Source organism: Streptomyces sp. NPDC047853, assembly GCF_043204535.1.
In the GTDB taxonomy this organism is placed as follows: Bacteria; Actinomycetota; Actinomycetes; order Streptomycetales; family Streptomycetaceae; genus Streptomyces.
This window is the reverse complement of the sequence record NZ_JBIDCI010000013.1, coordinates 103,228-116,187: the sequence shown is the minus strand read 5'-3', so window position 1 is coordinate 116,187 and position 12,960 is coordinate 103,228. Positions and strand designations below refer to the sequence as shown.

Genomic DNA, 12,960 nt, shown 5'->3' with positions numbered 1-12,960 from the left:
CCGATGAGCCAGGCGGCACAGAACCTCAACTGGTTGATCACGAATTTCGTGGACAACACCCCGGGGGTGTCCCACACCGTCGTCGTGTCCGCCGACGGACTCCTCCTGGCGATGTCGGAGGGCTTCCCGCGCGACCGCGCCGACCAGCTCGCGGCCGTCGCCTCCGGTCTGACCTCGCTGACCGCCGGGGCGTCCCGGATCTTCGAGGGCGGCAACGTGGCACAGACGGTCGTGGAGATGGAACGCGGGTTCCTCTTCCTCATGTCCGTCTCGGACGGCTCGTCCCTGGCCGTTCTCGCTCACCCGGAGTGCGACATCGGCCTCGTCGGCTACGAGATGGCGCTCCTGGTCGACCGCGCGGGGGCGGTGCTCACGCCCGACCTGCGCGCTGAACTACAAGGCAGTCTGCTCCACTGATCGGCCCCGGCACCACCCGTGTTACCAAATCACCGTCCGGCCGCCACAATCCCCCCACCGGCCTCTTCAGACGGCACGACTGACCGACCTGCTGTCCCGCCCGGAGGATTCATGACCCCGCCCACCGCCTCTCATGATCCGTACGCGGAGCCGTACGAGGACGAGGGCGACCAGCCGCTGGTACGTCCGTACGCGATGACCGGTGGCCGGACACGGCCGCGCTACCAGCTCGCCATCGAGGCGCTGATCAGCACCACGGCCGATCCGGCAGCGCTCATGGGGCTCCTTCCCGAGCACCAGCGCATCTGCCACCTGTGCCGCGAGGTGAAGTCGGTGGCGGAGGTGTCGGCCCTGCTGGCGATGCCGCTGGGCGTGGCCCGGATCCTGGTCGCGGACCTCGCGGAGGCAGGGCTCGTCGCCATCCACCAGCCGGGCGGCGACGAGAACAACGGCGGTGCACCGGACGTGACACTGCTCGAAAGGGTGCTCAGTGGACTTCGAAAGCTCTGACGGGGGTCGGGCGACCACCTCCGCGAAGATCGTGGTGGCCGGCGGCTTCGGTGTCGGCAAGACCACGTTCGTGGGCGCCGTCTCCGAGATCAACCCGCTGCGCACCGAGGCCGTGATGACCTCGGCCAGCGCGGGGATCGACGACCTCACGCACGCCGGGGACAAGACGACCACGACGGTCGCCATGGACTTCGGACGCATCACGCTCGACCAGGACCTGATCCTGTACCTGTTCGGCACGCCCGGCCAGGACCGTTTCTGGTTCATGTGGGACGACCTGGTGCGCGGCGCCATCGGCGCGGTCGTGCTGTGCGACACCCGCCGGCTCGCCGACTGCTTCCCCGCGGTGGACTACTTCGAGAACTCCGGTCTGCCGTTCGTCGTCGCCCTCAACGGCTTCGACGGCCAGCAGCCGTACTCCCCGGACGAGGTCCGCGAGGCGCTGCAGATCGGGCCGGACACCCCGATCATCACGACGGACGCCCGGCACCGCGCCGACGCGAAGAGCGCGCTGATCACGCTGGTCGAGCACGCGCTCATGGCACGTCTGCGGTAGGCCCGGCGACGGTCGCAACCAAGTCGGCAATGATCTACGGCAGTTGTCGTAGGCGGGTCGGAGCCGACTGTGTCCTTTGACACGGTCGGCTCCGCCGTTCATAACGTTTCGGCAGAGGAATCGGGTGGTACCGCCACGCGTAGCGCACATCCCGTCTCGCTGTGCTCACGAACGCCCCGCCTTTTGGCGTCCCTCGCTCTTTTTGACCGTTTTATCTGGGGCTTACATCACGTGTAACCCCCGCGTTCCACTGTTTGGAAGAGCGCAGGTCCGCGTGCTGGAATGCCGGAACTGCCCAATGGTCAAAGACGTACTCAGCAGTAGCACGTACTCGATGACGGACTGGGCTCTGAGACACAGCGGCACGACGTAGGTGCCGACCGCCGAGAGGTTGTTGGTCGAGTGAGGCGAAGCAAGAACAGTCCCGAGCCATCGGCCCGGGGCAACTTCACCCCGCCGCCGCGCGCAGCGGCGCCCGCCCCCGTGCCCGCTGCGGAAGCCAAGGCCGAGCCCGCCCCGAGCGGTGGCCGTTTCTCGCCGCGCAACTGGCGCGTGACCACCCGGCTGAACGCGATCCTGCTCATACCCGTGCTGGTCGGCCTCGTCATGGGCGGCTTCCAGGTGAAGAGCTCGATCGACACCTGGTCGGACGCCGAGGACGCCGAGAGCACCGCGCGCCTGGTCCGGGCCTCGCTGAGCTATGCCAACGCCCTCTACAACGAGCGTGACCTGACGGCGGCCCCCCTGCTCCAGGGCAAGGGCGAGAAGGACGCCGGCGTCACCCAGGCCCGCCGCGCGACCGACCAGGCGGCCGACGCCTTCGACGAGGCGGCCCAGGCCATGCCCGGCAAGGCGGGTCTGGAACGCCGGCTGAAGGTGTTCCGCGAGCAGGAGCCCAAGCTCCAGACGCTCCGCGTGGCCGCGTACACCTCCAAGCTCAAGGGCGTGGAGACCGAGGAGGGCTACACCGGGATCGCCCACCCCCTGATGGAGTTCGCCAACGAACTCGGTCTGGGCACCGGCAACATCACCTCCTACGGCCGTACCGTCTACGCGATCTCCCTGACCAAGGCCGCGCTCTCGCTGCAGCGCTCCATCGGCATGCACATGCTGGTCAAGCCGGGGCCGGACCCGAGCCACCTCGCCAGCCAGCGCGTCGCCCTCTCCTCGTACGCCTACCTCGAGCGCATCGCCATCGAGGAGTACATCGGCGGCGGTACCGAGGCGGACGCGCAGAAGCTCGAGGACGCCGAGGCGCAGCTGAAGGAGGACGGCGCGGCCCTGGCCAAGGAGGCCAAGGCCAAGGACCCGGACTACGTGCCGCCGCCGACCAATCCGACGACGATGATCTCGGAAGTGGCCCAGCTGGACACCACGGACACCGGCGCGCGGGCCGAGCTGGCCCAGCAGGGCATCACGCCGGAGAACTGGTGGGCGGTCAACACCCTCAAGTTCGACGCCTACGGCAAGATCGAGTCCGACCTCGCCGACAAGGCGGTGTCCGAGGCGTCGACCATCGCCGACGACGCCGAGCAGGCCGCCTACATCACGGGTGCCGCTGTCGTCGTCGCGCTGCTCGCCGCGTTCATCCTGGCCGGCATGGTGGCCCGCCAGATGAGCCGCGCCATGCGCCAGCTGCGCAACGCCGCCTTCGGCATCGCCGAGCAGCGCCTGCCGATGCTGGTCGACCAGCTCTCCCGCACCGACCCGGGCCGGGTCGACACCCGGGTGGCGCCGATCCCGATCACCTCCACCGACGAGATCGGCGAAGTGGCCCGGGCCTTCGACCAGGTGCACCGCGAGGCCGTCCGGCTCGCCTCCGAGCAGGCCCTGCTGCGGGGCAACATCAACGCGATCTTCACCAACCTCTCGCGCCGCAACCAGTCGCTGATCGAGGGCCAGCTGACCCTGATCACCGAGCTGGAGAACAACGAGGCCGACCCCGACCAGCTGGAGAACCTCTTCCGGCTGGACCACCTCGCCACCCGCATGCGCCGCAACGGCGAGAACCTCCTGGTCCTCGCCGGCGAGGAGCCCGGCCGCCGCTGGGACCAGCCGGTCCCGCTGGTCGACGTGCTGCGCGCCGCCTCCTCCGAGGTGGAGCAGTACGAGCGCATCGAGCTGTCCGGCGTCCCCGAGGCCGAGATCCACGGCCGCGCGGTGACCGACCTCGTGCACCTGCTCGCCGAGCTGCTGGAGAACGCCACCACGTTCTCCTCCCCGCAGACCAAGGTCCGCGTCACCGCGACCCGGCTGCCCGACGGCCGCGTGATGGTCGAGATCCACGACAAGGGCATCGGCCTGACCGCCGAGGACTTCGCGGACATCAACCACAAGCTGGCCAACCCGCCGACCGTGGACGCCGCGATCTCGCAGCGCATGGGCCTGTTCGTGGTCGGCCGGCTGTCCGACCGGCACGGCATCCGCGTCCAGCTGCGCCCCTCCGGGGAGCAGGCGGGCACCACCTCGCTGGTCATGCTCCCGGACGCCATCACCCACGGTGGCGGTGGCGAGACGCAGCCGCGCGACGAGTTCACCGTCTCCCAGATCATCCCGGAGCAGAACTTCCAGGGCGAGAACTTCGGCCAGGTCGGTCAGCCCATGCGGACCGCCGCCGAGCTGGGCTTCGACGACAGCCGGTACACCGAGGTCCCCGACGACATCCGCGAGCTGGACCCGGTCGGCCGCTCCCTGATGCGCGAGGAGCGCCGTGCGGCCCTGGAGGCCCAGTCGCACCCCGAGCTGCCCGGTCCGGCGGACCACGGCGGCCGCGACGGGAACGGGACCGGCGGCTACCAGGACCAGTTCACCGGTCAGCAGCCCGGCTACGGCCAGGGCGAGTACCAGGAGCAGCAGACCGGCGCGTACGAGCAGCCGTCCGGCTACGCCGACCAGCAGCAGGCGGCGTACCAGGAGCCGCAGCAGCAGGCGTACGACGAGCAGTACTACGCGCCGAACGGCCAGGCGCCGCAGGGCGAGGGCTACCCGTCCGACGGCGGCTACACCGGCGCCTCCTACGCGGAGCCGGTCCCGGGCGGCCACCAGCCGGCCGGTCCCGGCGCCCCGGAGACCTACTCGGCCTTCGAACAGCGGCGTCACAGCGACGACTGGCCCCAGCAGGACGGTTACCGGAACGGTTATCCGGACCAGTACCCCACGGGTGCCCCGGAGACGGAATCCGCGCAGGCCGCTGACGTGAACGAGGCGGACCGCGTAGGCTTCGACCGTCCGGGCCCGGCTCCCTCCGCCGCTCACGACATGACCGACGCCGGTCTCCCCCGCCGCGGATCCACCGCGAGCGGCGCGGGCAAGGCCGGGCACGTGGACCACGAGGCGCCGGCCACCGCGCCGCAGGCCGGCGGCGAGGACTCCTGGCGGTCGGCCAACGACGACCGCTGGCAGCAGGCCTCGGCGCTGCGCAGGCCCAAGGCGGGCGGGGTGACCTCCTCGGGTCTGCCACGGCGGGTACCCAAGGCCAACCTGGTCGAGGGCGCCGCCGAAACCACTCCACAGGGAGGCCCGCAGGTCTCCCGCGCCCCGGAGGACGTCCGGGGCAGGCTGAGCAACCTGCGGCGCGGCGTCGAACGGGGCCGCAGCGCAGGCAGTGAAACGAACGGCCAGGACACAAGGAATGAACACCGTGGTCCTGACAGCACCTACAACCAGGAGCGTTAGTGTGAGCCCGATGAGCCAGGCGGCACAGAACCTGAACTGGTTGATCACCAACTTCGTGGACAACACCCCGGGGGTGTCCCACACGGTGGTGGTCTCCGCCGACGGACTCCTTCTGGCGATGTCCGAGGGATTCCCGCGCGATCGCGCCGACCAGCTCGCGGCCGTCGCCTCCGGTCTGACCTCGCTGACCGCCGGTGCCTCGCGCATCTTCGAGGGCGGCAGCGTGAACCAGACGGTTGTGGAGATGGAGCGGGGATTCCTGTTCATCATGTCCATCTCCGACGGTTCGTCCCTCGCGGTTCTCGCACACCCGGAGGCGGACATCGGTCTCATTGGGTACGAGATGGCCCTTCTGGTGGACCGTGCCGGCACGGTTCTGACGCCCGATCTCCGGGCGGAGCTCCAAGGGAGCCTTCTCAACTAAAGGACAGACGGTGCGTTTTGGCGTCCCGTGGCCGTAAAGTTTCGGGACGCGGCTCCACAGTGATGGATGCCAGGCACAGTCGGAGGAGGAAAAAGTGGCAACACCCCCAGGCGGTCCGTCATCGGGCAACTGGTCGTACGGCCCTGGCCAGGGCCAGAACGACGGCTCGGCGAACGGATACGGCTACCCCTCCGTACCGAGCCACCGGCAGCCCTACGCACCGCAGGGCCCCGGCCCTTCGCCGTACGACCAGCCGCACGCTCCGCGCATCCAGCCCGTGCAGCCCCAGCGCCGCACCCCTGAGCCGGCGCCCGCCGGGGCGTCGAACAACCCCCTGGTGCGCCCGTACGCCATGACGGGCGGCCGCACCAGGCCCCGGTACCAGCTCGCCATCGAGGCACTGGTGCACACCACCGCGCAGCCGCACCAGATGCAGGGCCAACTGCCCGAGCATCAGCGGATCTGCAACCTCTGCCGGGAGATCAAGTCGGTGGCCGAGGTCTCGGCCCTCCTGACGATCCCTCTCGGCGTGGCCAGGATCCTCGTCGCCGACTTGGCGGAGGCGGGACTGGTCGCCATCCATCAGCCCGGCGGCGACGAGAACGCCGGCGGCCAGCCAGACGTGACACTGCTCGAAAGGGTGCTCAGTGGACTTCGCAAGCTCTAGCGGCGGTCCTTCCCGCTCCACCACATCCGCGAAGATCGTGGTGGCGGGCGGCTTCGGCGTGGGCAAGACCACGTTCGTCGGCGCTGTCTCGGAGATCAACCCGCTGCGCACCGAGGCCGTGATGACATCCGCGTCCGCGGGCATCGACGACCTCACCCACACGGGGGACAAGACGACCACGACGGTCGCCATGGACTTCGGACGCATCACGCTCGACCAGGACCTGATCCTGTACCTCTTCGGTACACCCGGCCAGGACCGTTTCTGGTTCATGTGGGACGACCTGGTGCGCGGCGCCATCGGTGCGATCGTGCTGGTCGACACGAGGCGGCTCGCCGACTGCTTCCCCGCCGTCGACTACTTCGAGAACTCCGGTCTGCCGTTCGTCATCGCCCTCAACGGCTTCGACGGCCAGCAGCCGTACAACCCGGACGAGGTCCGCGAGGCGCTGCAGATCGGGCCGGACACCCCGATCATCACGACGGACGCGCGGCACCGCGCCGACGCGAAGAGCGCGCTGATCACGCTGGTCGAGCACGCGCTCATGGCGCGCCTGCGCTAGCGCCGGGTGGCGACACGCCCCCTGCGGCCACTGGGCTGCCGGGGGCTGTTTCGTTGCCGGGTGCGGGTGGGGCGTGGCCGGTCGCGCAGTTCCCCGCGCCCCTGAGTGCGCTGTCCGGCCCCCGGTTCACACGCGAAGGCCCCCTCCTCAGTGGAGGGGGCCTCGGCGTGTGTCTCGGGGTCAGCGCCAGCTGTGCGGGGCGCGGAAGCCCGGCTCGCGTTCCAGGCGGCGCCAGCCGGCGCGGACGCGGCCGCCGCCGTGGGTGGGGGTGATCTCGACGGGGCGGGCGGCGGCGCGGGCCAGGAGGAGGGCCGTGATGGCGGCGACTTCCTCGGGCTCGGCGTGGCCCTTCTCGACGCGGATGTCGGCAGTGGACATGGACGTGGCTCCTCGGGTCACTGCGGCGGGTTGCCGTGCTTGCGGGAGGGCAGGTCGGCGTGCTTGGTCTGCAGCATCGCCAGGGACCTGATGAGCACCTCGCGGGTCTCGGCGGGGTCGATGACGTCGTCGACCAGGCCGCGCTCGGCCGCGTAGTAGGGGTGCATCAGCTCGGCCTTGTACTCCTTGACCATGCGGGCCCGCATGGCCTCGGGGTCCTCGGCCTCGGCGATCTGGCGGCGGAAGATGACGTTGGCCGCGCCCTCGGCACCCATCACCGCGATCTCGTTGGTCGGCCAGGCGTAGGTCAGGTCGGCGCCGATCGACTGGCTGTCCATGACGATGTAAGCACCCCCGTACGCCTTGCGCAGGATGAGGGAGATGCGGGGCACGGTGGCGTTGCAGTACGCGTACAGCAGCTTGGCGCCGTGGCGGATGATGCCGCCGTGCTCCTGGTCGACACCCGGCAGGAAGCCGGGTACGTCCAGAAGGGTGACGATCGGGATGTTGAAGGCGTCGCACATCTGCACGAAGCGGGCGGCCTTCTCGGACGCCTCGATGTCCAGGACGCCCGCCAGGGCCTGCGGCTGGTTGGCGACGATGCCGACGACCTGCCCGTCGAGGCGGGCCAGGGCGCAGATGATGTTGCGGGCCCAGCGCTCGTGGACCTCCAGGTACTCGCCGTCGTCGACGATCTCCTCGATGACCTTGGCCATGTCGTACGGGCGGTTGCCGTCCGCGGGGACCAGGTCGAGGAGGGTGTCGCCGCGCCGGTCGGCGGGGTCGGAGGCCTCGTTGCGGGGCGGGTTCTCCCGGTTGTTCTGCGGGAGCAGGGACAGCAGGTAGCGGACCTCGGCGAGGCAGGTCTCCTCGTCGTCGTAGGCGAAGTGCGCCACGCCGCTGGTCTCGGCGTGCACGTCGGCGCCGCCCAGGCCGTTCTGCGTGATCTCCTCACCGGTGACGGCCTTGACCACGTCGGGGCCGGTGATGAACATCTGCGAGGTGTCGCGGACCATGAACACGAAGTCCGTCAGCGCCGGGCTGTAGGCCGCGCCGCCCGCGCACGGGCCCAGCATCACGCTGATCTGCGGGATGACGCCCGAGGCGCGGGTGTTGCGCTGGAAGATGCCGCCGTAGCCGGCGAGGGCGGAGACGCCCTCCTGGATGCGGGCGCCGGCGCCGTCGTTGAGGGAGACCAGCGGCGCACCGGCCGCGATGGCCATGTCCATGATCTTGTGGATCTTCGTGGCGTGGGCCTCGCCCAGCGCACCGCCGAAGATCCTGAAGTCGTGCGCGTAGACGAAGACGGTGCGGCCCTCGACCGTGCCCCAGCCGGTGATGACACCGTCGGTGTACGGTTTCTTCGCCTCCAGCCCGAACCCGGTCGCCCGGTGCCGGCGCAGCTGCTCGACCTCCCGGAAGGAACCGGCGTCGAGGAGGAGCTCGATGCGCTCCCGCGCGGTCAGCTTGCCCTTGGCGTGCTGCGCCGCCGTCGCCTTCTCGCTCGGTCCGGCCAGTGCCTGCGCACGGATCTCGTGCAGTTCGGCCACTCGCCCGCGCGCGTCCGTCGGCTCGTCCGCCGGCACGCTCGTCGACTCACCCGGCGCCTCATCCAAAACGGTCATGTAGCGACTCTACGAAGTCGACCAAGGAATGCCAGCCGTCGACTCCGTACAGTCTCCGACGCGTTTTCCTGGTAGCACCGAACAGAACCCCTACGGCGTGCAGCCGTTTCGACTGCTCAGGGGGGTTCCGGCTTGTAGGGGTCACACAAAGCCGTCAGCTGAGAGTCACCTCACATTCATGGGTGTCGCATACCACCCCTGGAGTGACGCGGAGGTGCAGTCGGCGGCCGGTCGCCACGATCTCGACCGTGCTGTCGGCCCGTACCACCGCTCCCGCCGGATGGTCCCACACGATCTCCAGGGGCTCGCCGGTGCGCGGCGGTTCGCTCACGCAGAGGGTGGCGGTGCGGCCCCGGCGCCGGACGAGGACGCTCGCGCCCGCCGTCGCGGTGAGCGGGCCGGCCGTGCCGGCCTCCCAGAAGGTGGCGGCCGTGAGGCCGAGCGGGGGAACGGCGACCGCCTGGCAGCGGCCGTCGTTGGCGAGGACCCGGAGCCGGTGGCGGTCGGCGGCCCGTCGGGCGACGGTCCGGCGCGAGGCGCCCGGCATGACGACGTAGACGTAGCCGGCGTCGACCGGGTCGGTGCCGTGGTCCAGCCAGAGGGTCTGCCAGCGGCGGGTGCGGCGCTCGGTGGTGCTGGTGCTGTTGATGTCGGACCAGGCGCCGGTGCGGTCCTCGCGCAGGGTCCGCAGCTCGCCCTCGGGCACGATCCAGCCGCCGTGGCCCTCCAGGTGCGCCCAGTTCCGGCCGCGGACGAGGGCCTGGGTGCCGTCCTGACCCAGGTTGCGGTTGTCGACGACCGTCTCGACCGGGACGCCGTCGGCGCAGGTGATGCCGGCGCCGAGGCAGACCACCTCGTCGTCGAGGAAGAACCAGGACTTGCGCGCTTCGAGGGTCGAGCCGAGGCCCTTGAGGTGCTGGCCGACGGCCGCGTAGGTGCCGTCGGTGGTGCCGCCCACCCAGCGCACGTCGGGCTTGGGCGCGCCCCATTCGCCGCCCGCGCGGTCGGGCAGCCGCCGGGTGGAGACGGTGGTCCCCGGCAGGCGGTACCAGTCGACGGTGGGCCAGAACCAGTCCGTGTACTGGTCCGACCGGGTGCCGTTCGCCCACCAGGTGAGCTGTCCCGCGCCGGTGTGCCAGCCGCGGGGGTTCTCGCCGTTGCCGCACTCGTAGTGGGCGATGCGGTCGCTCGCCATGGCGAGGCTCGCGGTGAAGGCGGGGCTGCGGTGGACGGCGCGGTCCATCGCCGCGAAGAGGTGGTGCCCGGTGGGCTCGGGCGCGGCCTCGACGGGCGCGTCGGCGATCGCGTGCAGGCGGGCCAGGTCGGCCACGGGGAACTGGGGTGCCGTGAGGACGGGGGTGACGGTGTCCCGTGCGATCCAGCCCTTGATCCGCGCGTGCCAGCGCTCGCGTTCGGCGTCGCTCGCACCGCCCGCGAGGAGAGCCATGGCCGCGATGAGCTGCTGGCCGTGGAAGTGGTCGCTGCGCATCACGTGCAGGTCGTCGCTCTGGAGGTAACCCCGGCTGATCGCCCGCCCGTTGACGCTGTCCATGACCAACCCGTCGTGGATCAGGGGGGCGTAGGCCCGTTCGACGCTGTCGAGGATGATCTGCCTGCCGGGATCCGTCACCTCCCACGGCGACCCGGCGAGCAGGGTGAACAGCCGGCCGAGTCCGTCCAGCATGACCTGGCCGTACGTCCCCGAGTAGGCGACCCAGGTGTGCTGGACGAACGACCCGTCGGCGTAGAGGCCGTCGCCCTCGGTCACGTGGGGGAAGACCGGCGAGAGGGCGTCGCGGGCCAGGGCGATCTTCGCGGGGGCCCGGCCCAGGATGCCGCGCAGGGCCACGGAGCGGCAGAGGTCGACCCGGTTGGCGCCGGTGGAGGTGCCGGAGTAGTCGCCGAGCATCGCGTCGGGGACGAAGTGGTCGACGGCGGCGCAGGCGGCCTCGACGCGGTCGGTGCCGAGGTGGTCGTGGAGGGCGGCCGTGATGTCCATCAGGAGACGGGGGCTGCCGATCTGCCACTCCCACCAGTTGCCGTAGCGGGTGGTGCCCGGGTGGTAGACGGTGGCGGAGAGGTGGTCGAGTCCGCGCAGGACGTCGGCGAGGAGGCCCGCGTCGCCGGTGGAGCCGGTGCCCGGCAGGAGGTACGCCTGGGCCATGGTCCACAGCCGGCCGTACGCGAAAGTGATCCCGGCGGGCGGGTCGAAGGGGTGGCCGGGCCACAGGGAGGTGGGGGTGGGCGCCATGGCGGCACGGTGGGCGCGGGCGTGTGCGCCCGTCTCCGCCAACCGGGAGGCGTACGGTGCGGCGCCCGGGTCGTAGCCGGTGCCGAGGGCGATGCCGAGCCAGCGCAGGCGGAGGGCCTCGTAGGGGTCGGCGGCGGTGGGGGCGGGTGCGCCGAGTGCGGGAGCACCGAGGGCCGGGGTGAGTGCGGCGGCCGCGGCGGCCGCGAGCAGGAAGGTGCGGCGGGACGGTCCGGCGGCGCCGGTGCGGTGGGCATGCGGCCACAGGGAGGTCATGCTCATGACCTTTCCCCACCACGGGGCGCCTCAGGCGACCTCCAGGCGGCCGTTCGGGTGCCGTCCGCGCGTACCCGTTGATGGCTGGACGGAATAGGTCTAGAGTCGACACCGTTGGAGTGGTTGAACATTCAACATAAGGCGCCGGTCCCCCGACCGGCCGTTCCCAGGAGGACACCATGACCACGACCCCGAACCTCGCCACCCTGACCGGCGAGTACACGATCGACCCCGCCCACACGACGATCGGCTTCACGGCGCGCCACGCCATGGTCACCAACGTCAAGGGCAAGTTCCTCGACTTCAGCGGCACGCTGCACCTGGACGGGTCCGACCCGTCCCGCTCCACGGCGTCCCTCGACATCACGATGGACAGCATTGACACCGGGGCCCCCGATCGCGACGGCCACCTCAAGAGCGCGGACTTCTTCAAGACCGACGAGTTCCCGAAGATGACCTTCCGCTCCACCGCGGCGCAGGCCCTCGGCGGCGACGACTACCGGATCACCGGCGACCTCACGATCCTCGGCACCACCAGGCCCCTCACCATCGACCTGGAGTTCAACGGCGCCGCGAAGGACCCGTTCGGCAACGAGCGCGTCGGCTTCGAGGGCAAGGCGGAGATCAAGCGCTCCGAGTGGGGCCTCACCTGGAACGCGGCGCTGGAGACGGGCGGCGTCCTGGTGTCCGACAAGATCAAGCTGACCTTCGACATCTCGGCGATCAAGCAGGCGTGAGTTCCCCGTCGACGGTGGCCCGGACCCGGACACGCCTACCGGGCCGGGCCATCGCACGGTGGACGGCGTCCCACCGGGCGATCGACCGGTCGGCCGGCACCAGGTCGGGGGCGTCCGCCGCACCCCGCCGCGAGGTGGTGTGACCCTGGCGTGCTGCAGGTCGATGACCACGAGGGCGCGGCGCGAAGGCACGGGCTCACCTCAGTGGCGCGCCCCGCCCCGCCGCCCCCCGATTCCGCAGCAGTTCCCGTGCCTGGTCGAGGGCGCGCCCGAAGGGGTCGGCGAGGACCCCCAGCCCGTGCACGACCAGGGCGCCCTCGTGCAGCAGCATCAGCGTGCGCGCCAGCCGGTCGGCGCCGGCCGCGTCGGCGTCCGTCCCGTCGGCGGCGCCGGCCGCGTCGACGTCCCGGACGAGACGGGTGAACAGGTCGAGCATCCACCTCTTCTGACCGGCGATGACCAGGTTCGCCGGATGGGCGGGGTCGCTGATCTCCGCCCGGGCGTTGATCATGCTGCACCCCCTCTGCCCGTACCGGTCCGCCCATGCGCGGGAGGCCTCGAAGACGGCCAGGACCCGGGCGGCCGGCCCCTCTCCCGCCGCCGCCTCCAGGCGCCCGGCGAGGAGCCCGCGCCAGCGCTCGTCGCGCCCGGCCAGGTACTCCACGACGAGCTGCTCCTTGGAGCCGAACCGGTCGTACAGCGTCTTCTTGGTGACCCCCGCCTCGGCGGCGATGAGGTCCACGCCCACGGCGTGGATGCCGCGCTCGTAGAACAGCCGCTCGGCGGCTTCGAGGACTCGGCGCGCGCCGGGCGTCATCCGGATGCGGTGCGGCTTCTCCACGGGCTCCATGCTCCCGAGTATACCGATCTGTATAGTGGGCACCC

Annotated in this window: 12 protein-coding genes; 8 read left to right on the top strand and 4 right to left on the bottom strand. The window is 70.9% G+C overall.

The window, feature by feature from the left end:
* The first annotated feature begins 3 nt into the window (after positions 1-3).
* The 7 genes from ACGF5T_RS23900 to ACGF5T_RS23870 all read left to right on the top strand — a co-directional run bounded on the left by ACGF5T_RS23900 (position 4) and on the right by ACGF5T_RS23870 (position 6,811).
* Positions 4-417 carry a roadblock/LC7 domain-containing protein gene (locus ACGF5T_RS23900; RefSeq protein WP_003973453.1) on the top strand — a complete coding sequence of 138 codons (414 nt, stop codon included), beginning with the start codon at positions 4-6 and terminating at the stop codon, positions 415-417.
* A 111-nt stretch (positions 418-528) separates the two neighbouring features.
* Positions 529-927 (top strand): DUF742 domain-containing protein, encoded by a 399-nt coding sequence (locus ACGF5T_RS23895; RefSeq protein ID WP_003973454.1) that lies wholly within the window; start codon positions 529-531, stop codon positions 925-927.
* A complete protein-coding gene (locus ACGF5T_RS23890) occupies positions 908-1,483 on the top strand; it encodes an ATP/GTP-binding protein (RefSeq protein WP_003973455.1) in 576 nt (191 codons plus the stop codon). The genes ACGF5T_RS23895 and ACGF5T_RS23890 overlap by 20 nt, the downstream gene beginning before the upstream one ends.
* A 402-nt stretch (positions 1,484-1,885) precedes the next feature.
* A complete protein-coding gene (locus ACGF5T_RS23885; RefSeq protein WP_356610530.1) occupies positions 1,886-5,158 on the top strand; it encodes a nitrate- and nitrite sensing domain-containing protein in 3,273 nt (1,090 codons plus the stop codon).
* Between the two features lie 10 nt (positions 5,159-5,168).
* Entirely contained in the window at positions 5,169-5,582 is a 414-nt protein-coding gene (locus tag ACGF5T_RS23880) for a roadblock/LC7 domain-containing protein (RefSeq protein WP_004983065.1), read from the top strand.
* Positions 5,583-5,676: 94 nt separating this feature from the next.
* Positions 5,677-6,249: a DUF742 domain-containing protein gene (locus ACGF5T_RS23875; protein ID WP_053137547.1), complete on the top strand. Its 573-nt coding sequence runs from the start codon at positions 5,677-5,679 to the stop codon at positions 6,247-6,249.
* Positions 6,230-6,811, top strand: a complete 582-nt coding sequence (locus tag ACGF5T_RS23870) for an ATP/GTP-binding protein (RefSeq protein ID WP_009314218.1) — start codon at positions 6,230-6,232, stop codon at positions 6,809-6,811. The genes ACGF5T_RS23875 and ACGF5T_RS23870 overlap by 20 nt, the downstream gene beginning before the upstream one ends.
* A 180-nt stretch (positions 6,812-6,991) precedes the next feature.
* On the opposite strand, the gene ACGF5T_RS23865 is transcribed toward ACGF5T_RS23870, so the two are convergent.
* The 3 genes from ACGF5T_RS23865 to ACGF5T_RS23855 all read right to left on the bottom strand — a co-directional run bounded on the left by ACGF5T_RS23865 (position 6,992) and on the right by ACGF5T_RS23855 (position 11,338).
* Complete coding sequence (locus tag ACGF5T_RS23865; RefSeq protein WP_356610529.1) at positions 6,992-7,189, bottom strand: acyl-CoA carboxylase epsilon subunit; 198 nt, start codon at positions 7,187-7,189, stop codon at positions 6,992-6,994.
* A gap of 17 nt (positions 7,190-7,206) precedes the next feature.
* Positions 7,207-8,814 (bottom strand): acyl-CoA carboxylase subunit beta, encoded by a 1,608-nt coding sequence (locus tag ACGF5T_RS23860; protein WP_366767339.1) that lies wholly within the window; start codon positions 8,812-8,814, stop codon positions 7,207-7,209.
* 154 nt (positions 8,815-8,968) lie between these two features.
* Entirely contained in the window at positions 8,969-11,338 is a 2,370-nt protein-coding gene (locus ACGF5T_RS23855; protein WP_366767358.1) for a polysaccharide lyase 8 family protein, read from the bottom strand.
* Positions 11,339-11,517: 179 nt separating this feature from the next.
* On the opposite strand from ACGF5T_RS23855, the gene ACGF5T_RS23850 reads away from it, so the two are divergent.
* Complete coding sequence (locus ACGF5T_RS23850) at positions 11,518-12,075, top strand: YceI family protein (protein ID WP_356610527.1); 558 nt, start codon at positions 11,518-11,520, stop codon at positions 12,073-12,075.
* A gap of 196 nt (positions 12,076-12,271) precedes the next feature.
* Here ACGF5T_RS23850 and ACGF5T_RS23845 read toward each other — a convergent pair whose 3' ends face one another.
* Positions 12,272-12,925: a helix-turn-helix domain-containing protein gene (locus ACGF5T_RS23845; protein WP_366767338.1), complete on the bottom strand. Its 654-nt coding sequence runs from the start codon at positions 12,923-12,925 to the stop codon at positions 12,272-12,274.
* Between the last annotated feature and the right edge of the window lie 35 nt (positions 12,926-12,960).